This window comes from Streptomyces sp. SID13031, assembly GCF_010548305.1.
Classification (GTDB): Bacteria; Actinomycetota; Actinomycetes; order Propionibacteriales; family Kribbellaceae; genus Kribbella.
Map to the genome: position 1 here is coordinate 67388 of NZ_JAAGLV010000015.1, position 24795 is coordinate 92182.

A 24795-nucleotide genomic window follows, 5' to 3' on the forward strand; every position below is an offset into this window, starting at 1 on the left:
GGGCTGAATATGCTCGCTGGGTGACTGACCCCGCGCAGATCTCCGAGATTTTCGACCCGTCGCTGTGGAAGCAGGTGGACGGGTTCGACCTGACCGACATCACGTACCACCGGGCGATCGACGCGGGTGTGGTGCGGATCGCGTTCAACCGGCCCGAGGTGCGCAACGCGTTCCGGCCGAAGACCGTCGACGAGCTGTACCGGGTGCTCGACCACGCGCGGATGTCGAGCGACGTCGGCTGCGTGCTGATCACCGGCAACGGGCCGTCCCCGCGCGACGGTGGCTGGGCCTTCTGCTCCGGCGGCGACCAGCGGATCCGTGGCAAGGACGGGTACAAGTACGCCGAGGGCACCACCGCCGACACGATCGACCCGGCCAAGGCCGGGCGGCTGCACATCCTCGAGGTGCAGCGGCTGATCCGGTTCATGTCGAAGGTCGTCATCTGCGTCGTACCGGGGTGGGCGGCCGGTGGCGGGCACAGCCTGCACGTCGTCTGCGACCTCACCATCGCCTCGGCCGAGCACGCGCGGTTCAAGCAGACCGACGCGGATGTGGCTTCGTTCGACGGCGGATTCGGTTCGGCGTACCTGGCCCGGCAGGTCGGCCAGAAGTTCGCGCGGGAAATCTTTTTCCTGGGCGACGAGTACTCCGCGGAAGATGCTTACCGGATGGGCATGGTGAACAAAGTCGTGCCGCATGCGGAACTGGAAACGGTCGCGCTCGAGTGGGGAAAGAAGGTTTGCGCAAAGTCACCCACCGCGCAGCGAATGCTGAAATACTCGTTCAATTTGATTGACGACGGTTTGGTCGGCCAGCAGATCTTCGCCGGCGAGGCGACCCGGCTGGCCTACGGCACCGATGAAGCAGCAGAGGGCCGCGACTCCTTCCTGGAGAAGCGGCCCGCCGACTGGTCGGACTATCCGTACGCTTTCTAGAAAACCCTTGCAGGTAAGGGAATCAGCTCTGCTTCCAGTGCTGCTCGGCGCCGCCGGTGCAGCGGCGCAGGAACAGCCGGCCGCCGTTGTCGCCCTTGTCCGCGGTGACGCACTTGCCCTCGGCGGCCGGGTTGATCAGTTCGTTCTTCTGGGTGACCCGGAACTGCTGGGCAGCGTTGCCGTTGCAGGCGACCAGCTGGACCGGGGTGTTCTCGGCGATCGAGCCCCAGGCCAGGTCCATGCACTGACCCAGGGACCGGATGGTGCCGTCGGAGTTGAACGCCCAGGTCTGGTTCGCGCCCTTGGCGCAGTCCCACACCTGCAGCGGGGTGCCGTCGTTGCCGGCGCCTGCGCGGCCGTCCTTGACGTCGATACAGCGTTTCGAGCCTTCGCTCTGCATCGTGGTGGGAGTCTGCGGCTTGGGCTGCAACGCCTGGCCCTCGGGGACCATGCCGTTCTGCTGTTTGCCGGGCTCGGTCACCTTGTTGGTGACCGTCGCGGTTGTGGTGGCCGTCACAGTGGCCGGTTTCAGCGCGGCCGGCGGCGGTGCGGTGATCGTGACCGCCGGCAGCGTCACGGTGGTGCCCGGCTGGATAACGGTCACCTGGCCGCCTGGAGCGGTCATCGTCACCGTCGCGGTGGCTACCGAGACGCGTGGCGCGCTGGTCACGGTGGTTCTGGTGGTCGTGGTGGCGGTGGCCGTAGTAGTTGCCGTCGGCACCTTGGTCGGCGTACCGGCCGGTGTCCGCAGGGCTAGCGGGGCGTCCACTGCGACGACCGTGTCCGACTTCTCCCCGCCGCCCAGATGGGTCAGCAGCGGTACGGCGACCGCTGCGCCGGCCACGAAGGTGGCGACGAACGCCGTCGTGGTCCAGGCTCGCCGGTCGGGCATCGGCGCCACCCGCGGGAGCAGCGGCCGGCGGGCGAAGGTCTTGGCGAAACGGGCCGAGTTCTGCTGGCCGGGCCGGCGGAAGCCGGGCAATCGGAAGGGCGGCACGTCATCTCCAGAGGTGGGGGCGGAGAATGGCCGTACCTCTGGCTCGGGCATGGCCACCACGAGAATCTCCCGAACCGGGGGCCAGAGTCAACGGATCCGTGAGTCACGCTCTCATTACAGTCAGAGACTGGATTGTTGCTGAGTGTTCACCTACAGTCAGCACTATTGGTTGCATTCCTCCACTAAGTTCACTATCTGAATTCCAAAGGCCCTCCGCCCCCAAAAAGAGGTCCCGCCATCGACGAGATCAGCGCGAGCCGGATGAAAGCCATCGAGCTTTGTCTGGCCGAACGTGAAACCCTGCGCCGCTATGTCAAAGGACTCCTCGGCTGGAATACGTTTGCCGTCGAGGATGTGATCCAGGAGACATTGCTGCGGGCCTGGATCCAGGCCGAGAGCCTCGACTGGGAGAGCCGGCCGATCCGGATGTGGTTGTTCCGGGTCGCCCGCAACCTGGTGATCGATCTGCACCGCCGGGAGAACAAGGCGATCCCGGTCGGGCTGTGCCAGACCGAGTTCGAGTCGGACCGCAGCGAGCCCGACCCGGCCGAGCGGGTGACCGAGCGCACCGTCCTGGTGGAGGCTCTGGGCCGGCTGTCGCCCGCGCACCGGGAGGTGGTCACCAGAGTTCATCTCTGCGGTCATCCCGGTGAGGACGTCGCCCTGGCCCTGGACGTTCCGCTCGGGACCGTCAAGTCGCGTACTCACACGGCCGTCCGCACCTTGCGGGGGGATCTGTTGCGTCGCGGATGGGGCGAGGCCGCTGCATGACGGCAATGCAAGGGGGCGGTGGGGTCCGCCAGATGCTCGGATACGCCGGCCTGGTGTTACTGGGCCTTGTCCTGCTCAACCTGCTGGTCCGGCGGCTCGGTGGCTGGCGCCGCCTGTTTCGCTGGATCAAGCGCGAGACCAGCCGGACGGTCCACGCTTTCGTCGACCCGATCGCGGCCCGGATCCGGTATCGCCTGCGGGTGCGGTTCCTGAGTCGTATTCTGCGCAACAGAGCCGGCTGGGCCCAGGCCGAGCAGGCGATGGGCTATGCGGCAGCGGTGAGCCCGGGGATGGCGCCGTACGCGCTCGCGTTGGCGAAGCAGCGCATCGGCGTACTGGTCGTCGGGATCGCCGCTGAGCGGCCATTGCCCGAGCCCTGGTCGAAGGACGACGTCGATCCCCGGTTGTGGTGGATCGAGCGGCGCGATCTCGCCGACTACTCGGTGCCGGCCGGCCACGTCCCGCAGCAGACGCCTTTGCTGGCCTGCCTCGGCACGGACAGCAGCGGCAAGAACGCGATCATGATCGACCTGCTGGCCGGACCGCCCTCACTGTCCGTGTACGGCGAACCGCGAACCTCGCGGGCCGTTGCCCAGGCGCTGGCCGCACAACTCGACGTCCGGCTCCCGGCCGGTGCCGTCGAGGTGGCCGACGGGATCCACGGCAAGCACGACGGAATGCCACTGGCCGATGCGATCCAGCGTCCTGGCGCCTGGTTCGTGATCGGCGCGGAGCGGCTGGACAAGCCCGTTCCAAGCGGGGTACGGCTGGTCAGCCTCGGCGTCGGCCGGGGCAGCTCCCGCCTGATGGAGGCGACTCCGGACCGTGGTCTGCTTTTGCATGGCGCGGCGTCGTGGCTGGAGATCGATCCGCTGCCGCTGGCCCGCGCGGTGGCCCGTTCGGTACTACGAATGCCGCCGCACGACTTCGAGACGCGTGGACCGGGCGGCCCGGCCATCGGTGCAGATGACTTGGGCGACCTGGAGTTGCCGGTAGGAGTAGCTGGAGTGTCTGTCCTCGGTGCTGATGCGGGCCGGCCGAGCGATGCGTCCAGTGGCAAGGCGGCATCGTGGAACTGAACCTCACGACCGTCGAGCAGCGCGGCGAACGGCGTACCGACCGGATCGTGAAACTTCCTCGGGGACTCTCCGTCGGTGGCTTCGCCGAAGGGCTCGGACGGCCTGGCCTGTCGTTGTTCGTCGGGACCAGGAAGCTCGACGCGGGTGCGCCGCTGGCCGGCTCGGGTGTGCGCGACGGCGGAGTGCTGGGCGTCGGATCGCCCGCCGAGATGCCGAACCTCGTGCAGAGCTCGGCCGGGCAGGCTCCCGTTGTCGTCGAGCTGCACGCCGTGTCGGGACCCGAAGCCGGCCGGGTGTGGCGGATCGGACCGGGCAGCCACGAGATCGGGTCGGATCCGTTGTGCTCGATCCGGCTCAGCGGCAGCGGCGTACCGCCCAGCGGTCTGTGGGTCACGGTCGGCCCGGCCGGCGAGACGTACTGGCACCAGACCGAGACGATGCCCGGCAAGGTGATGAGCCGCCGGGTCGGTCCGCCCGAGGACGATGCCGCGACCAGCGCGATCCGCGTCGAGGACGTGGAGAACCCGCAGAATGACGCGTCACCGGCGAGCGACCCGGGCGAGGTGCCGATCGGTCAGGTCAACGAGTGGCCGCCGGAGGAGGACCTCTCGGTTGGCTCGGTACTACTGCGCTGCAGCGGCTCGCTGGAGCCGGTCGCCGCGATCAGGGCCGCCGACGACGGCTTCGGCCTCGACTACAACCGGCCGCCACGGATCGCGCCGCACCTGGACGACAACAAGCTGCGGCTGCCCAACCCGCCGCCGCCGCCGGCGAAACGGCCGTTCCCGTGGCCGGTCGTGCTCGCACCGGTCGTGCTCGGCATGGTGATGGTCGGGCTGTTCAACTCGTACTACTTCCTGGTCTTCACGATGCTGAGCCCGTTGATGATGGGCATGAACTACTTCAGCGGCCGGAAGAGCAACCGCGCCGAGCACCTGGAGGCGATCCGCCGGTACAACGCGCGGCGGGCGGCCCTCGAAGAGGAGATCCACGTCGCGGTCACCCGCGAGCGATTGATCCGCAATGTGACCGCGCCGGACCCCGTTCGCGTTGCCCAGTTGGCGATGCGGCCGGGGAGCAGGTTGTGGGAGCGCCGCCGGACCGACCCCGACTACTTGTTGCTTCGGCTCGGTACCGCGGATCAGGCGTCGCTGAAGGAGCTCGACGACCAGGGGCGTGAGGAGAACCACCGGACGATTCGGTGGACCATCCCGGATGCGCCGGTCGCAGTACCGCTGCGTGGGCATGGCGTCATCGGTATCGCCGGGCACTATGCGGAGTCGCGATCGCTGGCTCGCTGGATGGTGATCCAGGCGGCGGTACTCCACTCGCCGCGGCAGTTGCGCATCGTCGTACTGGCTGAGCCGGATCGAATGGACGACTGGGCCTGGGTGCGGTGGTTGCCGCACCTGCGGCCGGAGGGCTCGCAGGCCGCGGTACTGATCGCCAATGACGACTCGACGACCGTTGCCCGGGTGACCGAGCTGATTTCGCAGGTCCAGGGGCGGCAGCGGCGGATCGAGGCCTCCAGCAACAAACAGGAGCCGTTGAGCGATCCGGAGGTCGTCGTGATCGCGGACGGCGCCCGGCGGCTGCGCGACGTACCGGGATTCATCCAGGTACTGACCGACGGCCCGTCGGTCGGGGTCTACAGCATCTGCCTGGATCGCGACGAGCGGCTGCTGCCCGAGGAGTGTGGCGCGGTGATCGCGACCGGGCTCGAGACGCTGACCGTGAAGCGGCCCGGGTTGCCGGACCAGAAGAACGTGCGGGCGGATCTGGTCACGCCGCAGTGGAGCGAGCAGATCGCCCGGGCGCTGGCGCCGGTCCGCGATGTCAGCCCGGATCATGACGCCGGTCTGCCGAAGATGGTGAAGCTGCTCGAGGAGCTCGACCTCGAACCGCCGATGCCCGCGGAGCTGCTGAGCCGTTGGCAGCGCCGGCCCGCCAGTACGTCGTTCGTCCTCGGTGCCGACTTCGACGGACGGTTCTCCCTCGACCTGGTGACCGATGGGCCGCACGGACTGATCGCCGGTACCACGGGCTCGGGCAAATCCGAGTTGTTGCAGACGATGGTCGCGTCGCTGGCAGCGGTCAATCGGCCGGACGAGTTGACCTTCGTGCTGGTCGACTACAAGGGCGGTAGTGCGTTCAAGGAATGCGCCGGACTGCCGCACACCCTTGGCATGGTGACCGACCTGGACTCGCACCTGGTCGAGCGGGTGCTGGAGTCGCTGGAAGCCGAGTTGCGTCGCCGGGAAAGGATTCTGGCCGCTGCGGACGCCAAGGACCTGGTCGACTACCAGGCCAAGCGGCTGGTCGATCCGTCGCTGGGACGGTTGCCCCGATTGGTACTGGTCATCGATGAGTTCGCGGCGATGGTACGGGAGATCCCGGACTTCGTTCCCGGGCTGATCAGCATCGCTCAGCGCGGGCGGTCGCTGGGGATTCACCTGATCCTCGCGACGCAGCGGCCGGCGGGCGTGGTGACCGGTGACATCCGGGCCAACACGAACCTGCGGATCGCGCTGCGGGTGACCGATCAGGCCGAATCGCAAGACATCGTCGACGTCAACGAGGCCGCCTCGATCACGGCGGCCATTCCTGGCCGTGCGTTGATCCGGCGAGGGCCGCGCCTGGCCGACCTGTTCCAGACCGCCTGGGTCGGTGCCGAGCGCAACGTTGCCGACGACCTGATCGAGCAGGCGCCGCCGGAGCCCACGAGCGTCCGGGTGCTGGACCTCGACTGGGAGTCGCTCGGCAAGGCTGTCGCCAAGGACGATGCGCCGGTCGTGGAGGATGACACTCCCGCGACCTTGGCGGTGACCGACTTGATGGCGCTGGTGGAGGCCGTTCGGCAGGCGGTCGATCAGCTGGATGACTTCGCCGTACAGCCGAAGCCCTGGCAGCCGGCGTTGACCGCGCAGTTGTTGTTGTCGGACCTGCCGGAGACTTCGCACAAGAAGCTGTTCGCGCCGTACGCGTTGGAGGATCTGCCCGCGTTGCAGCAGCAGCGGGTCGCCGGTGTCGACTTCGAGACTTTCGGGCACCTGTATGTGATCGGGGCGCCACGGTCGGGGCGGACGCAGATGCTGCGGACGCTGGCCGGATCCGCGGCCAAGAACATCAGTTCCGCGGACCTGCACATCTACGGCATCGACGCTGCCGGTGGTGGTCTCGCCGTGATCGAGACGCTGCCGCACTGCGGAGCGGTTGTCTCGCGGCACGACATGGAGCGGATGAGCCGGATCCTGCGCCGGCTGGGACAGGAGATCACCGAGCGGCAGGAGCTGGCCGGCAAGCACAACGCGACCGGGCTGACCGAGCTGCGCAACCTGCTGCCCAAGGCTTCGCGGCCGGCGCACATCCTGGTCCTGATCGACGGCTGGGACGCGCTGGCTTCGATGCTGGACGATCACGACCAGGGGCAGGTGCTGCAGGACGTCATGCGGCTGCTGCGCGAAGGTGCCGGCGTCGGCGTCCATGTGGTCGCGACCTCTGAGCGGTCGCTGCTGGGCGGCCGGTTGTCGTCGCACAACGACCACAAACTGCTGCTCCGGCAGGCCGATCGGACCGACTACCAGGCGGCCGGGCTGCGGCTGACGAAGGTGCCGGCGAACGTCATTCCCGGGCGCGGCTGGCATGTGCTGACCGGGACCGAGACGCATATCGCAGTACTGGCCGAGGGCGGTGGCGCTGCGCAGGTCGACGCGATTCGCGACATCGCGGCCGAGGCGCGCAAGCGCGATGCGAAGGTGCCGGCCGATCGTCGTCCGTTCGCCGTCGCCGAGTTGCCTTCGTCGGTGGAGTTTTCGGCGGCGTACGAGCTGGTCCCGGCCGAGAACCGGCGGCCGCACTGGGGTCTCATCGGACTCGGCGGCGACGAGGCTGGGCCGCTGGGCGTTGACCTGACTGGGGTCGCGTCGTCGTTCGCAGTACTGGGCCCGCCCGGGTCGGGTCGCAGCAACACCCTGTCCGCGTTGGCGGTCTCGCTGCTGGCAGGCGGTACGACCCTGGTCCTGATCACGCCACGGGAAACCCCGCTCCGCACGCTGGAACGCCATCCCCAGGTGGTCTTGATGAGCCACGCCGACCCAGGCGAGGACACGCTCCGCTCGACCCTGGACGGCATCGCCGGCCCCAAGGTTGTGATGATCGACGACGCCGACCTGGTGATGATGGCCGCCGCTGACAAACTCCTCAAGGAGATCATCATCTCCGGCCGGGACACCGGCATCGGCCTGGTCTTCGCCGCCTCCACCGACGGCTTCCAATCCGGGATGGGCGGCTGGCCCACCGCAGCCCGGCGGGCCCGCCGGGGCCTGGTCATCGAGCCCCGCTCCATCGGCGACGGCGACCTGATCGGCGTCCGCCTCTCCCACAACATCACCCGGGCCACCCCCAAACTCGGCCGAGCCTGGATCACCGGCCCAGGCTCGACCCCAGTCGCAGTACAGATCCCACTCACCACGTTGCGGGCCTGATCAGCTGTCAGACAGCGCGAAGGACCCCAGGGATTCCTGGGGTCCTTCGGGTGGTGCGGGGTGTTACTTCGACTGGTTGAGGCTGGCGCTGATGCCCTGGTCGAACTGTTCGGCGTTCTCCTTGATGGACTTGAACATGTCGGAGAAGTCCTGGATGCCCTTGACCGCGGCCTTGAGGCTGGTGTCGAAGTTGTTGTAGGTGTTGCGGATGACCTCGGACGACTGCTTGAAGACCATGCCGTCGTCGACCAGGGTGTTCACCCGGGTACGCAGGTTCTCGATCATCGGCGAGATCTGGTCGTGGGCGTTCGTCATCAGGTTGCAGACTTCGACGATCTTGCCGTAGTCGAGGTTGATGCCGTCGTACGCCATGGCGGTGCTCACTTTCTGGGGTGGGGTGAACGGATACTGCGAACAGTTAGTAACCGCCGGTGTAGGTGTAGTCCTCTTCCGGCGGCTTGTTGTCCTCGATGCTCTCCGGTGTCTCCACCCACTCCTGGCTGGTACCGCGCCAGTCGTCGGGCGTGCGGGTGAAGACGTGTTTGGTGCCGTCGGAGTTGGTCACCGTCTGGGTGCCACTCCCGTCCTTGTTGAGGTCGGTGGTGGTGGTGTCCACCTTGTGGTCGGTGTCGGTGCTGGTGGAGCTGCTGTGCGAGCCACCGTCCGGATTGATCTTCGTGTCGTTGTGCACCGTGCTGCCGTCGGGGTAGGTGCTGTCGGTGACGATGTGGCTGCGGTCGTCGCCGTAGGTGGTCACCGAGCTGTAGGTCTTGCCGTCGTAGGTGACGGTCGTCTCCTCCTTGATGACGTTGCCCTTGTCATCGAGGGTGAGGTGGGTGTGGATGTTGCCGCGGTCGGTGACGATGGTCTGGTCGAGCGGGGCGGCGCCGGGGTCCGTCGCGCTGCAGAACTCGGGCTGCTTGTCGCCGACGCACTCGTCCAGGTGCGACTGGCGGTGGTCCCACTGGTCCTTGTTGCGCTGCCAGTTCGAGAGCGCCAGGCTGCTGTTGGTGGCGTTCATGCCCTGGGCGATCTCGGCGTCGAACTGCAGGAACGCCTCACCGACCGAGCCGAACGAGTCGCCCAGCTTGGTCAGGCCGTCCTTCGCCTTGCCCATCGTGTAGCTCGCGTTGGAATGCAGTGTGTAGACGGCGTAGGAGATGTCACTGCTGCCCAGGATGTCGTCGCTGGTGCCGTCGCCGAGGCCCTGGAAGGCGTCGTCGTCCATCGACGGGATCAGGTCGTCGGCCAGCTGGTGAAGATCGCGCTTGGCGTCGTTCAGCAGGTTGTAGTTCATCTTCAGTTTGTCCGGCACGGGCACCTCCGCTGTCCAAACAGTTCCACCCAGTCCACGTGCTGGGCGGCGATCAGGTTCAGAAAAAGTTTCCGGCGCCCGCCGGGGCCCGGATCTGAACCTCGGAGCGCTCTCACGCGTGGACTCTCCGGAGGGACCACTTCGGCGTGAGGGAGGTTTCGGATGCCGCGGCCAGGTGACTGGGACTCGATCGGTTTGGGGAGCGACCCCACTCCGGGCGACCCCGAACGGATCAATGCGCTGGCCGAAGGCTTCCAGAAGATGGGCGGCAAGGCGCGGGAGATCCTCACCGCGATCGAGGCCGTGATGAACAAGAACGACGACTCCGTGTTCGTCGGTCAGACCGCCGAAGCGCTGCGCGGCAAGGTCGACGGCCGGCTGCGCGGTCATGTCGAGGACGTCGCGGCCGCCTTCGAGACCTCCGCGACCGCCCTGCGGGAGTGGCGTGGCGTCGTCGTGGAGCAGCAGGCCAAGGCAGACGCCGCGCTCAACGCCGGCCGGGGCCTGGCCGAGGACGACCCGGAGCGGGAGAACCAGAAGAACGCCGCCAAGTCGGCCGGTGAGTACCAGTCCGAGCAAGCCTCGACCTACGCCGGCCGGATCAACGGCGTCTCCGACATCCAGTTGCCGATCTCGGAGTGTGACGCGTTCTGGGAGGCCTTCAAGTGGCTCGCGATCATCCTGATCATCCCGGCACTGATCTTCGGCGGCCCGATCGCGCTGCTCGCACTGGCGGTCAACCTGGCCCTGTTCATCAAGACCATCGTCGATGTCGCCAAGGGTGACGCGGGCTTCCTCGACCTGTTCCTGGCCGGTCTCGGCCTGATCGCGCCGACCACCAAGGCGCTGCCGATCTTCAGCATCGTGAAGGCGATCGGCAAGGGCATCGGGGCCGGCGTGAAGGGCATCGCGCAGACCTTCAAGCAGATCTTCAGCAAGGACTTCCTCTTCAACGGCCTGCTGGCCGGTTTGAAGAGCATGCCGATGCTGGCCAACATCGCGATCCGCGAGACCGGCCTGTTCGTGGTGAAGAACCTGCGGAACTTCCCGATCGCGGCGGGGAACTTCGGCAGCAACTTCGGCAAGATCGCGCTGAACGGGATCAAGGGCCTCGGTACCGGGTTCGCCAACCTGCCCGGCACGCTGTTCCGCGGGCTGGGCAACCTCGGCAAGGGGTTCGCCACCGGGGCCGCCAACACCTGGAAGTTCGTCACCGCGCACTTCGGCAACCTGCAGTGGACCCGGATCTTCCTGCCGGTCGCGGCGGACGAGATCCGCGCCTTCAGGGCGCTCGGGCTGACCAACTTCCAGGCCTTCACCCAGGCGCTCAAGGTCGGCGTGATCGGCCGTGGCATCCAGGGCAAGAACCTCTTCGGGATGCCGATGACGGGTGCCATCGGCAAGGGCATCAGCGCGATCCCGATCGACACCGGGGCGGGCGCCGGGAGTGGCTGGTCCAAGTTCGTGAGCCAGCTGACCACCCCCGAGATCAGGATCCCGCTGATCAACGTGAAGGGCATCGGCGACGCCTCCGGGGCCGGCTTCAACGCGGGCCACGCGTTCACCGCGATCGACGACATCAACATCGGCAACCTGGGCGCGATCAAGAACGGCGACCTCGGGGTCAGCATCCACACCCCGACCACGGTGAGCCCGAACGGCATCCACATACCGGCCAACGCGGGGACGAACATCCCGACCGTCCCGATCGCCGCGAACATCCCGTCGCCGCACATCGGTACGCCGCAGATGCCCGCCAACATCGTCGGCAACCTGGTCCAGCCCCAGGTCGGTACGCCGGTACTGCCGATCCACATCGCCACCGGCGCGACCCCGCCGCCGGTGCATGTGCAGAACCCGCAGCTGGGCGCCAACGGCATCGTCGCCAACGTGCCGTTGCCGCACGTCGGTGCGCCGGAGTTCGGCTCGTCCCTGCACCTGAACGGCATCAACGTGCAGTCGACCGGGCTGAACAACATCGGTAACCTGCACATCCCGAACCCGTCGGCGAACTCCGCGGGCCTGAGCGACCTGGCCGGCTCCGCGATCCGGAACAACCAGCCGGCCGTCTCGCCACACTTCGGCTCCACGATCGGCGACGGGGTCACGAACGGCTTCCAGGCCAATCACTTCAAGGTCAGCATCGACGAGATCCTGAACGCGCCGGTCAACGTCAACTTCAACGGCCTGCATGCGCTGAACCCGCCGGCCGTCGACCGGATCAACGCCGCGCTCGACCTGGTCCACAACCCGGGCGCGAGCACGCAGGGCGTCACGCCGCCGGCGATCCACACCGCCAAGCCCGCTGGTACCGACGTCAACGTCAACGTCCACCTGGCCGGCGCCGGGGATCTCAAGACCCCGGCGCTGAACCCGGTCAAGGTCGACAACCCGAGCCTGGCCGGCGTCCAGAACCTGCCGAACGTGCCGAACGTGAACCTCCAGCAGGTCGCACTGCCGAGCCGCGCCGCCGACCTGCAGCTCCAGCCGACCACCGTGAACACCGCCATCCCGGGCAATGTGGGTGTCCCTGGGCACGGTCTGAACCCGCACGCCGGGCTGCCCGACGCCCAGCTGGTCCCGCTGCACCCGCAGCCCGCCCCGGCAGCGAACAACCTGGGCGACCTGGGAGTCCACAACCCAGGAGTGCACAACCCCGGTTACTCGCTGGCCAAGGGCGCCGACATCGGCAACTCCGGCATCGGCACGAACACGATCGCCAGCAAGGTCGACATCCCGCTCAGCGGCCTGACCGACCGGCCCGGCGTCTACGTCAAGGTCGAGCGCACCGAAGGGGGGATGACCAGCTACAACCTGTACGGCGGCGGTCCCGACGGCCGGATGGATGTCCTTGCCGGTGGCAACCTTCGTTTCACCGACACCGCGACCGGCCAGAGCACCCGCTTCGACAGCGGCGGCATCGTGCTCGACCAGGGTCTGCGGCTGACCAAGACCGACGGCGTACTGCGGCCGGGCGACCACATCATGGTCGCCAAGGGCGGCGAGTTCCGGGCCACCACGCTGACCGGGGAGATCGCGCCGGATGTCAAGATCAGCAAGCTCGACAACGGTGGCGTGCAGCTGGTCGACGAGAAGGGCGTCACCTTCCACTACAACGCGCAGGGCAAGCTGGAGAACCAGCCGCTCAGCGCGGCCTGGGACAAGGACCTCGCGGCGAAGGCCGGGGTCTTCCACAAGCCCGGCGACACCGACGCGATGGTCAATGCCAAGATGACCGACTTCGGTCAGGTCCAGCGCGCGCAGGCCCACTACGACACCGCGCTGGACAACGTCGCGGTGCACGGGCACCGAGCCGATGGGCCCTCGACCGGTCCGGCGGTCGGCGACCAGGTGCACCTCGACCTGCGGGCGGCCGAGGCCGATCTGAGCGCCGCGAAGACGACCTTCGAGGGTAAGCACGGTCTCAGCCCCGACGGCATCCAGCAGCAGCTGGACAACCTGCTGCTCGACTCGCTCAAGGAGCGGCCGCGCCTGGTCGGGGGCGTCGGCCGCAGCTTCGACCTGCCGGGCGGTACCGGCATGAAGTTCGAGCTGAACGGCGGCCAGGTCAGCTTCTCCGGCCCGAAGGCGGACGCGTTCAGCAGCTCGATGAACGGCCGGGTGCTGACCATCGTCGAGACCGGGGCCGGCGGCAAGGCCGCGCACACCTGGACGTACTCGCTGGGCTTCGGCGGCCGGGCGAACCAGATCGGCGAGTCCTTCCCGCTGAACGGCGGCTTGTTCGACGGGCAACCGATCAGCCTGGAAGGCAAGCTCGGGAACTTCGACAAGGCGATGGTCCAGGACCTGAAGGGCAACCAGCTGCCGGTCAAGGTCGCTGACGACGGCTTCACCGTCCCCTCGCCGCAAGGCCCGATGGCCTACGACAAGGCCGGTACGTTCCGGGCGCTCGACCCGTCGGCGGCCGGTGGCCTGCCGAAGGCTGTCCCGCCGCCGCACCTGGCCGGCGACGACCTGATCCGCTGGAACGCGCAGGCCGACATCTCCCGGACGCACCTCACGGTCGCGGCCGAGAACAAGACCGTCGACCTGCTGATGAAGGACGTCGCGGGCGGCTCCTTCACCTCGAAGAAGGGCTTCGACGGGTACGTCAACCCGACCGCGCTGTCGGACGGCACTCTGGTCGGCAAGGTGCACACCTTCGAGACCGTCGCCAAGGATCTGGCCTTCAAGGGGCCCGAGGACAACATCACCCTGTACCGCGGGGTGTCGATGGACCCGGGCAGCGCGAAGGCGGGCTCGTTCACCGAGCGGCTGCCGATCTCGACCTCGAACACGATGAAGTTCCAGGACGACTGGGCCAAGAACGGAGTGAACAGCAACCGGGTCGTCTTCGAGATCGACGTACCGCCCGGCCACAGCAAGTTGTCGATGGCGTACCCCGAGGGCTACAAGCCGGTGAAGGGTGACGCGCCGGCCGTGAACGCGAGCCAGTTCGAGGTGACGCTCGCGCCGACCACGTTCATCCGGACCGGCCCGAACCGGACACTGGACAACGGGATGACGATCATCCCGGTCAAGGCCGAGCAGATCCCGCCGTCGATGTACGAGTCGGTCATCCACGCCAAGTGGCCGGGGATGTCGTCGGAGACGGCGTTCGGCGACTTCGTGAAGTCGTTCGAGCTGTCCGCGCTCAAGCAGTTCCCCGATCTGGAGAACGTCACCGCGAAGGCCGTCCAGAGCACCGACGGGCTGACCCATACGGTCACGGCGAGCAAGCCGGGCTTCGAGGGCCACGACCTGACCATCACCGTGATGCGCGACCCGAAGGCCGACACGGTCCGGGTCACCATCGCCTCGGACGGCGCGAACAAGTTCGACCAGACCTGGACCAAGACCGACTTCAGCAACATCGCCACCGACCTGCGCGGCGGCGTCCTGCACAACAACGAGAAGTTCACCAACTTCCCGAAGCCGTGGGCCTGGGAGAAGGCGACGCCGTTCCGCGCCGACGGGCTCAGCGACGCCCAGGTACTGCAGCGGATGGACGACTGGGCCGGCGTCGAGAAGGCGCAGATCGAGCTCGACTCGATCAAACGCGACTTCGGGCCGCAGACCGGCCGGGTGGACGGTTCGTCGAAGGCGCCGTCGGTCGGTGACCAGGCGAGGCTCGAGATCCAGCTCGCCGAGCAGCAGTTGGTCGAGGCGAAGGCCACCTTCACCCAGCTGCACAACCTGGACGCGGACGCGACGGCTGATTGGCTGGCCGCGCTCAAGCAGTCGGATCTCAAACTGAACCCGGGTCTGCTGGGAGCCAGCGGCCGGCCCGGCAGGGGTATCGACCTGCCGGGCACCGACGGCGTCCAGCTGGTCCGCGACGGCCGGGCCTACAAGCTGGGCGAAGGCTCCGACGGATTCCGGCTGCAGACCGGTGCCGACGGCAACATGCACGTCGAGAAGCTCGGTACGACGGGTGACGTCGTGCACTCGTGGACGCTGCGGCCGGGTTTCCGGCCGAGTGTGATCGCCGAGACGCTGACGCTCGGCGACGGCCCGCTGGCGGGCAAGTTCCTCGACCTGCAAGGGACCGCGGGCAAGCTCGACGGCGTCATCGACGACGTCCGCGGCGGCCTGCCGGTCAAGGCGGACAGCGACGGCATCGTCGTGGCCGCGCCGGGTGGCGTCTTCAAGTACGACCGGGAGGGCCTCTTCCAGGGACCCGGCGTGCACCAGGGCGACCAGCTCGGCAGGCCGGAACTGCCGCCGGGCCTGGCCGGCGACGGCGCGAACCGCTGGAATGCGCAGGTGGACCTGTCCCGGACGCACCTCGGCGAGGCGGGGACGAACAAGCCGGTCGAGAACCTGATGAAGGACGTCGCAGGCGGCAGCTTCACCTCCAAGAAGGGCTACGGCGGCTTCGTCAACCCGACGGCGCTGGAGGACGGCACGCTGCTCGGCAAGATGCAGAACTTCCACACCGTCACCCAGGATCTGCTCACCAAGGGCCCGGCCGACAACATCACCCTGTACCGCGGGGTGGCGATGGACCCGGCGGCCGCGAAGGCAGACCTGTTCACCGAGCGGCTGCCGCTGTCCACGTCGAGCACGGTGAAGTTCCAGGACGAGTGGGCCAAGAACGGGGTGAACAGCAACCGGGTCGTCTTCGAGATCGACGTACCGCCCGCGCACAACAAGCTGTCGATGTCGTACCCCGAGGGGTACAAGCCGGGCGCCGGCGAGGCGAAGGCGTGGAACCAGGACCAGTTCGAGGTCACCCTCGCGCCGACCAACCTGGTCCGGACCGGGCCGAGCCGCACGCTGGACAACGGGATCACCGTGATCCCGGTCAAGGCCGAGATGATCCCGCCGTCGGCGTACAACGACGTGATCAACCAGAAGTGGTCTGGGCTGTCGTCCGCGACGGCCTTCGACGACTTCGCCAAGTCGTTCGAACTGAACGCGCTGCGGCAGTTCCCGGACCTGGAGAACGTCACCTCGAAGTCGGTGCTCAGTGCCGACGGCATGGTCAACAAGATCACCGTCAGCAAGCCGGGCCTCGACGGGCACGACATGACCATCACGGTGACCCGCAACGCCGAGGCCGACTCGGTCCAGGTGACTGTTGCCGTCGACAACCTGACCAAGTTCGACAAGACCTGGAGCGGTCAGCAGTTCTCCAACCTGGCAACGGATCTGCGCGGCGGTGTGCTGCACAACAACGAGCAGTTCACCAACCTGCCGCAGCCCGCGCGCTGGTCGGAGGAGGCAGCGCCGCCGGTCCACATCGATGTCAAGGGCAAGGGCAAGGCGGTCGACCAGGGCCTGGGCAACGACCTGGCCTCGCTCAACCGGTCCTGGGACAATGACGTGGCCGCCCTCAACCAGGCCTGGGAGAAGGATCTGGGCGCACTCCACCAGGGCTGGGAAGACGATCTGGCGGCGAAGGCGAACGTTTTCCGCAAGCCCGGCGACACCGACGCGATCGTCAACGCCCGGATGGTCGACTACGGCCAGGTCGAGCATGCCCAGGGCAACATTCGGGCGGCACTCGACGACATCTCCCACCATGGCGGCCGGCTGGACGGCGCCTCCACCCGGCCCGAGATCGGCGAGCAGGTCCACCTCGAGCTGCGCGCGGCTGAGACCGATCTGGCCAACGCGAAGGCTGTCTTCGAGGGTAAGCACGGCCTGAAGGTGGACAGCATCCAGCAGCAGCTGGACAACCTGCTGCTCGACTCGCTGAAGGACCGGCCGCGGCTGCCCGGTGCGGGGATGCGCCGGCCGTTGCCGATCCCCGACGGCGACGCGATGTTCAAGATCGAGGGCAACTCGGTCAACTTCCTCGGCGACAGCGCGGGCGACTTCCGCAGCGTGCTGGACGGCAGGGCACTGCAGGTCACCAAGGTCGATGCCGAGGGCAACGTCCTTCGGACCTTGAACTACGAGCTCAACGACCTCGGCTGGCCGATGCTGAAGACCGACCAGCTGGTACTGCGCGGTGGTGGTGACGTCTTCGACGGCCGGACTCTCACTGGCGAGTGGCGTGGCGGCTCGTTCGGGCAGGGGGCGGTCGACGATCTCAGCGGTGACGTGCCGGTGAGGTACAGCTCCGGCGACGGCGAGTACAGCGTGCCGTCAACATACGGGACGCAGGTCTACGACCGGACGGGGAACTTCCTTCGCGTCGACGTCGGCGCGAAGGGCAAGATCGCCGACGCCATCGCGCCGATCCACTTGGAGGGCGACGACCTCGCCCGGTGGACGGCGCAGGCGGACCTGTCCCGTACGCACCTGGCGGCCGCAGACAAGTTCGACGACATCGGCGACATGATGCAGCTGGTCTCCGAGGGGCGGTTCACTTCGCAGAAGGGCTACGGCGGGTTCGTCGACCCCTTTGTGCTGGAGACCGGGGTCAAGGGCCTGACGAAGGACGTGCGTGCCTTCAACGAGGTGGCCGAGGGGCTGCTGTTCGACGGCCCGATCGCTCCCACCACGGTCTACCGCGGGCTCGCGATCGACTCGGTCAGTGCCCAGGGCAACAAGTTCGTCGAGCGGCTGCCGCTGTCGACATCGAGCAACTGGGACTTCCAGAAGACCTGGGCCAAGGGCGCCGACCCGGGCAAGCGGGTCGTGTTCCAGATCGACGTACCGCCGGCCCATGGCAAGTTGTCGATGTCCTACCCGGAGGGCTACCAGCAGGGGCTGCGGGATGCTCCCGCCTGGAACCAGGGTCAGTTCGAGGTGACGTTGTCGCCGACCGTGCTGGAGCGGACCGGCGACTCGTTCGTGAAGGACGGGATGACGGTCATCCCGGTCCGGGCGCAGCAGATCCCGGCCGGCCAGCTGGACAATCTGATCGCCGAGCGCTGGGCCGGGATGTCCTCGGCGGACGCGTTCGACGACTTCGGCCGGGCGTTCGATCAGGTGAACCTGCAGAAGTTCAGCAACATGGCCGATGTGACGGCGACGGCGAAGACGACCGACAACCTGGTCCACGAGATCGTTGTGAGCAAACCGGGGATGTCCGGGCACGACATGACCATCACGATCACCCGGGACCCGCACGCCGACTCGGTTCACGTCACCGTCACCGCCGACGGCAAGACCAGCCTGAACCGGACTTGGAGCCAGACCGAGTTCAGCAACATCGCGACCGACCTGCGGGCCGGAACGCTGCACGACAACGACCTTTTCGTCGGGATGTCGAAACCGGCCGAGTGGAACAAGCAGCCGTTCAGCGCGGAGTGGAACGCCGACATCGCCGCCCACGCGAACGTCTTCCGCCAGGCCGGCGACACCGAGGCGACGATCGCCGTCAAGATGGAGGACTTCTCCCGGATCCGGCAGAACGAGTTCAACCTGAAGCAGGCGGAGCTGAACGCCGATCTGCACGGCGCCCGCCCCGACGGGAGCTCCTCCGGCGGCGGGATCTCGGTGGGCGACCAGGTCCGGATGGACCTGAACGCGGCGCAGGCCGATCTGGACGGCTCGAAGCTCGGGTTCAAGCGCAAGTACTCGATGGACCCCGACCAGCTGATGGACGACCTCGGCCAGGTGGCGAAGAAGCCGAAGCTGGCCGGCGCCGGCCGGCAGTTCGACGTACCGGGTGGTGGCGTCAGCTACCAGATCGAGAACGGAACGGTCCAGTTCACCGGCACCCGGGCTGGTGAGTTCACCGGGTCGGTGAGCGGCCGGGAGATCACCGTCACCCAGCTGGCCGCGAGTGGCGACACGGTGGCGAGCTGGACGTTCACGAAGGGCTTCGGCCGGCCGAACCTGGTAGGTCACAGCATCCACCTGGCCGACGGTCCGCTGGCCGGCGAGGTCGCCAACCTCAAGGGCCTGATGGGTCAGCTGGACGGCAGCCTCAACGACGGTGGCGTCTGGCCGATGAAGGTCGTCGGTGACGAGCTGTTCGTCGGTACCCCGGGCGGCCCGATCCGGTACGGCCGCGACGGCTCCTTCCACGGCCCGGCGCCGACCAGTACTTCGCATCTGCCGGCCCCGACACTGCCGGCGAATGTGCACGGCAACCCGGTCCACTGGACCAACCAGGTCGACCTGTCGCGCACGCACCTCACTGCGGCCGCTGAGAACAAGGCCGTCGAGAACCTGATGAAGGACGTGATGGGCGGCTCCTTCACCTCCAAGCGCGGTTTCGAGGGGTACGTGAACCCGCTCGCGCTGGAGGACGGCACCCTGATCGGCAAGGCGAAGAACTTCGCCGACGTCACCAGCGACCTGCGACTGCGCGGCCCGGACGCCGACGTCACGTTGTACCGGGGTGTCTCGATGGACCCGGTCAGCGCGCAGGCCGACGAGTTCCTCGACCGGCTGCCCAGCTCGACCTCGAACAACATCAAGTTCCAGGAGGAGTGGGCCAAGAACGGCGTCGCCAGCAACCGGTTCGTCTTCGAGATCGAGGTACCGGCCGGGCACGGCAAGCTGTCGATGTCCTACCCGCCGGGCTACCAGGCCCTGCCGGACGAGGCCCGGGCCTGGAACCAGAGTCAGTGGGAGGTCACCCTCGCACCGACCAACCTGGTGCGGACCAACCCGAACCGGTTCGAGAACGGGATGACGATCATCCCGGTCAAGGCCGAGCAGATCCCGGTGTCGGCGTACGACACCATGATCACCGCCAAGTGGCCGGGGATGTCGTCGGAGTCGGCCTTCGGGGACTTCGCGAAGTCCTTCGAGCCGGCCAACCTGCGCAAGTTCGCTGGGCTGGAGAACGTCACCTCGAAGTCCGTTCTCAGCACCGACGGCCTGACCAGCACGATCACCGTCAGCAAGGCGGGCTACGCCGACGACCTGACGATCACCGTCCTGCGCGACGCGGACGCCGACTCGGTTCGCGTCACGGTCGCCTCGGACGGGATGAACACGTTCGACCAGACCTGGAGCAAGACCGACTTCAAGCACCTCGCCACCGACCTGCGCGGCAATGTGCTGCACAACAGCGATCTGTTCGCCGGGCGGATGGAGCCGACTTCCTGGAAGGGCGCTCCGGCGGCTCAGTCGATGAGCCAGACCTGGGAAGCCGACGCGATGGCCCGGATCGACGTACTGCGCCGGCCCGGCGACACCGACGCGGCGCTCACCGTGCGGATCGATGACTTCACCTCGGTACAGAAGGCCCAGAACGACTACCGCGCCGCGCTGGCGAAGTACGACGAACTGGGAGCGCGCACCGACGGACCGTCGAGCGGACTGTCGGTCGGCCACCAGGCGCGGATCGACCTGCAGACCGCGCAGCACAACCTCGACATCGCGAAGCAGGCCTTCGACGCCAAGCACGGCGTGCAGTTCGACGGTCTGCAGCAGCAGTTGGACGACCTGCTGACCGCCTCGATCGCCGAGCGGCCGCGCCTGGTCGGCGGCGGGAGCGCCTGGTCCTCACCGCAGCCTCCAGCCGGCCACCAGGTCACCGTGGGCAACCGGACGAGCCACTTCGACGGCCAAGGCCAGTTGATCGAGGAGCACTTCGGCCTGGCCGGTTCACCCGACCGGTTCGTCGTCCGCGATCCTGATGGCGGGCTCGAGCTGATCGGCGACGGGGCGGATGACTTCGTCGTCCGGGGGCTCGACGACGGTGGCTTCCGGGTCTACGGGGCCGACGGCCAGGCGCAGCGGTACGGCGCCGACGGCGTGCACCTGGGCGATGGCCGATCGCTTGTCGATGGCAACCGCTTCCGCGGTGACCGGTTCATCGAGTTCGACGGAGCCGGCGGTGCGCGGCTCGTCGACCTGCAGGGCACCCCGATCCCGAACACGCACGCCACGCGGCTCGGGAACGACCAGATCGTCGTCACCGACGGCGCGGTCGGTGACGTCCGCTGGTTCGGCAATGGCGGACACCTGGAGGGCAGTGGAGTCCGGGTCGCGCACGACGACTTCGCGGGACCGGTCTTCACGTATCGCGCGGAAGGCGGCGGACTGTCCCTCGTCGACGACCTCGGCACCCGGCTGCCGCACCAGGTCGAGGTGGTCCAGGGTGTCGGCGTCCGGGTCACCGATCCGGCCAACGGGATCGCGCGGACCTTCGACGACGCCGGGCTGGCGATCAACCGGCGGATCCCGCTGCATCAGCCGGGTGTCCAGGCGAACCAGCAGTTGATCGTCGTTCACGACGTCCACGGCAACGTGAGCCTGGTGACGCGTGCGGACGCGCCTGGTCCCGGCACGGTCGAGCTGGTCGGCGGGGGCGGCGGCTACCGGGCGCTCGACAACGGCAACTACCACGTGTACGACGGCGACGGCGCGCACCAGGCGCACGGGGTCGCGGTCAGGCTGCCGGGCGAGGACGGGTTCCTCGAGATCGGAGCCGCCGGGGCGCAGCGGGTGGACGCGCAATACGCGCCGATCGCCGGCCGCCAGGTGGACTTCGACGCGGTCCGCGGCGAGATCACGGTCGGTCGGGCCGGCGGCCAGGACATCTTCGACCTGCAAGGCGTTCCGGTCCGCCAGGTCACCGACCTCGACGGGCTGGGAGCGAACCAGCTCGGCGGCCGGGTCACCCGGGACCAGAACGGCGTCGTCACCTTCGTCGACCCGCACGGTACGGCGATGCCGAACCGGTACCACGCCACGGTCGATGCCCAGGGCAACACAAGGGTCGAGATCCAGTTGAACGGCAGCCCGCGCAACGGCGAGTACCACCAGTACAACCGTGGCGGCCAGCTCACCGAGCAGGGCTTCCCGGTGCTCAACAACGGTCAGGCGACGCCGTACCGGTATGTCGTCGACCGGCTCAACAGCACCTGGACGCGATCCGGTGGAACGCAGGTGGACGGCGTCTTCCACAGCGGCAAGGTCGAGGTGACCGGGGTTGGCAACGGGCAGATCAAGCTGGTCAGCTCGTCCGCCAAGGAGGTGCAGGTCTTCGAGCGCCGGTGGCTGCCGGGCGGCGAGATCCTGGACAGCTTCCGCAAGACGGACACGCTCAGCTTCGGTACCTTCAACCGGCGCACCACCTGGGCGACGTACGACAACGCCGGCGGGCTCAGCAACTGGGGCAAGCGGGAGTTCGACACCAGCGGCTTCTCCTGGCGCGACATCGACCACAACGGCCGGGACGTGCACCACTACCAGCAGGGCCTGCAGAAGTACGACAACCCGATCGCCGAGCAGATCGGCCCGATGGGCAAGGCGGAGAAGGAGATCACCGGCCACGTGATCGCCACTCGCGGCGCCGACGGCAACTGGACCTGGAACCGGTTCGACGCCGACGGCACCCTGATCGGCTCGGGTCAGCGCACCTGGGAGAAGGTCGGCGACGGCTTCACCGACCGGGTCAGGCTCCCCGGCCAGACCACCGATGAGATCGCGCAGCAGAAGTGGGGTACCTGGAACAAGGTCGACAACGCCGACCAGTACCAGGAGTTCAAGCTCGAGAACGGTGCGAACGGGCTGGAGCGGCCGGGCAGCTGGGAGATCCAGGGCAAGGCCGGCAAGCCGGTCGGCAGTGGTACCAAGCTCTTCAACGACGACATCCTCAGCGCGCATCGGGTCGGGGAGCAGCGGCCGCCGGTCTGGTTCCGCGACTACATCCAGCGCAACCCGGTGCCGGAAGGCAACGTGTCGCACGTCGCCAACGACGCCCGGTACCAGATCTACCGCTGGGAGGCCACGGGCACGAACAACCCGGGTCACGGCGTTCGGTACGTCGCGGGCGACGAGTCCATCGTCGACGTCGGGCTGGACGGCCGGTTCGTCCGGTTCGAGGGCAAGCTGCACGACGGCACGAAGCTGAAGGTCGGTGACCAGGTCGAGCCGCCGACCACGGCGCACCCGAGCGCCAACCCGCAGCTGCCGTGGGAGGCCGGGGACGCCAAGGGCTGGCGGGTGTTCGACAACACCAACAACTCCTGGAGCGACTACCGGCAGCTGCCCGGCCCGTACCGGCAGGGCGAGGCGCCGGACTTCGTGCTGGTCCGGCAGAGCCGGCCGGGTGGCGAGGTCCGTGAGTTCCCCGAACTGCGGAACAACAACGTCTGGGTGCAACGCGACGCGCACGGCAACCTGGTCGGCTCCTCGCACCAGGTTCCGCCGCACGGCAACAACCCGCCGATCCGCTACATCGAGGCGACCGGGCCGGCTGACGGGTCGCGCTGGGCCTGGCGCGAGCTGGACGTCAACGGCAACGCCACCGGCGTCGGTGGCGAGCGGTTCCACTTCAAGGGCTCGCGCGACCAGTCGATCGCGTGGGACAACTCGTTCCGCGATTTCGATGCCAGAGGCAACCTTGTCCGCGATCGCAACCTGCTGGACGAGGGCCGGTACGTCGAGTCGTGGAAGTCGGGCGACAACTGGCACAGCGCCGAGTTCGACAAGCTCGGCCAGCGGGCCGACGCCGCGATGACCTTCGACCGGCGCTGGAGCAACGGCACCGCGAACTGGTCGGACCAGTGGAACGCGCAATCGACGCACTTCCGCGATGTCACGCCGAACGGCGCCGCGCACCCGAACGAGGTGCGGTTCGAGACGCCGCAGCACATCGGTGACGGCCGGCCGGTCCGGGTCCGCGAGTACCACGTGGGCGCCAACGGGCAGAACGACCTGGCGCAGTGGAAGGAGTTCGACTTCGACAAGATCATCCGCGAACGTGCGGCGTCGGGCGCGAATTATCTGGAGACCGACAAGCTGCACGGTCAGTGGAAGATCTGGGACAACAACGGCCGCGTGGTCGGCGAGCGGTCCGACACCGGGCTGGTCTTCGAGCTGCGCGACGGGCGGCTCACGCTGACCGGGAACGAGTTCGACTTCCGCGGCTCGATGACCGAGTTCCGCGGCTGGAACTCCCGGATCGGTGACGCCCAGCGGCAGCCGTGGCACCTGCACTCGGACTGGACCTTCGACGCGAAGACCCTGCAGCCGGGCGGCAGTCCGCTGCGGATCGAGTCCAACTACGTCTCGTACGGGCGCTTGCTGACCCAGAAGATGCTGCTCACCGCCACGAGCGAGTTCATCCTCGACTACGCGGCCAGCGTGATCATCCTGGCGATCATCGCCGAGGCGAACAACAAGCCGTTCACCGGCAACGACGCGCTCAAGGCGCTGATGAACGCGGCGGTCGGCACGGTCCTGAAGACCGTCGCTGGTACCGCCCTGACCGAGACCCGGCTCGGCGGCGGGCTGCGGGACCTGAAGCAGACGATGGGCAACCTCGACGGCGGCAAGCTGGCTACCAACCGGCCGAACAACAACAGCGCGTCCTGGGGGGTCGAGTGGGCCGGCAACACCAGCGCGGCCAAGTGGCGCGGCGGCACCTTCGACTACGGCTTCGGCATGATGATGCTGCCGCTCACCGCGTTCGTGAACGGCACGATGAACGCGGCGATCTTCGGCGTCAAGGGTCCGGACGGCAAGACCGTGCAGCTGACCGGCTGGCAGGCGCTGGCCGAGGGCGGGATGTCGGTCGCGACCGGCTACGCGGTGGCCAACAGCATCGGCATGCTGCGGACGATCGGGATGGGGCTCAGCGTCGGCCGGTACTTCCAGAAGGGCGGCATCGCCGACATGGGAATCGGCTTCGGGCTCAAGTTCTTCGAGAAGGGGATGGCGTCGTTGCTCGCCCCGGTGTTGCGGGCGTCGATGAACCCGGAGTGGTCGCGGCCGAATCCGCAGCCGCTGATCCTGCCGCCCAGTGTTAACGTGCCACAGCCGCAGGTGACCAGCGGCGGAGTGATTCTGCCGCCTGGTGTCCAGGTGCCGCCGACCACTGCTCCCCAGACCGGGGCGCCGTGACCGG

Annotated in this window: 8 protein-coding genes; 5 read left to right on the top strand and 3 right to left on the bottom strand. The window is 67.9% G+C overall.

Going from position 1 to position 24795, the window contains the following annotated elements; translation table 11 throughout:
- Positions 1-20 precede the first annotated feature (20 nt).
- On the top strand, positions 21-935 hold the full coding sequence (locus G3I17_RS27550) for a 1,4-dihydroxy-2-naphthoyl-CoA synthase (protein WP_164600519.1): 915 nt from the start codon (positions 21-23) through the stop codon (positions 933-935).
- Between the two features lie 22 nt (positions 936-957).
- Here the strand turns inward: G3I17_RS27550 and G3I17_RS42260 are convergent, their stop codons facing one another.
- A complete protein-coding gene (locus tag G3I17_RS42260; RefSeq protein WP_164600520.1) occupies positions 958-1932 on the bottom strand; it encodes an RICIN domain-containing protein in 975 nt (324 codons plus the stop codon).
- A 261-nt stretch (positions 1933-2193) separates the two neighbouring features.
- Here G3I17_RS42260 and G3I17_RS27560 point away from each other — a divergent pair, with 261 nt between their 5' ends.
- The 3 genes from G3I17_RS27560 to G3I17_RS27570 are packed head-to-tail and all read left to right on the top strand — an operon-like array spanning position 2194 to position 8266.
- A complete protein-coding gene (locus G3I17_RS27560) occupies positions 2194-2703 on the top strand; it encodes a sigma-70 family RNA polymerase sigma factor (RefSeq protein WP_164600521.1) in 510 nt (169 codons plus the stop codon).
- Positions 2700-3782, top strand: a complete 1083-nt coding sequence (locus G3I17_RS27565) for a hypothetical protein (protein WP_164600522.1) — start codon at positions 2700-2702, stop codon at positions 3780-3782. The genes G3I17_RS27560 and G3I17_RS27565 overlap by 4 nt, the downstream gene beginning before the upstream one ends.
- Positions 3773-8266 carry an FtsK/SpoIIIE domain-containing protein gene (locus tag G3I17_RS27570; RefSeq protein ID WP_343238435.1) on the top strand — a complete coding sequence of 1498 codons (4494 nt, stop codon included), beginning with the start codon at positions 3773-3775 and terminating at the stop codon, positions 8264-8266. Before G3I17_RS27565 ends, G3I17_RS27570 begins: the two co-directional genes overlap by 10 nt.
- Positions 8267-8329: 63 nt before the next feature.
- On the opposite strand, the gene G3I17_RS27575 is transcribed toward G3I17_RS27570, so the two are convergent.
- Together G3I17_RS27575 and G3I17_RS27580 are read right to left on the bottom strand one after the other, a co-directional pair.
- Positions 8330-8650, bottom strand: a complete 321-nt coding sequence (locus G3I17_RS27575; protein WP_164600523.1) for a hypothetical protein — start codon at positions 8648-8650, stop codon at positions 8330-8332.
- Between the two features lie 34 nt (positions 8651-8684).
- Positions 8685-9581: a hypothetical protein gene (locus G3I17_RS27580; protein WP_164600524.1), complete on the bottom strand. Its 897-nt coding sequence runs from the start codon at positions 9579-9581 to the stop codon at positions 8685-8687.
- Between the two features lie 162 nt (positions 9582-9743).
- Here G3I17_RS27580 and G3I17_RS27585 point away from each other — a divergent pair, with 162 nt between their 5' ends.
- Entirely contained in the window at positions 9744-24791 is a 15048-nt protein-coding gene (locus G3I17_RS27585) for a hypothetical protein (RefSeq protein ID WP_164600525.1), read from the top strand.
- Positions 24792-24795 lie beyond the last annotated feature (4 nt).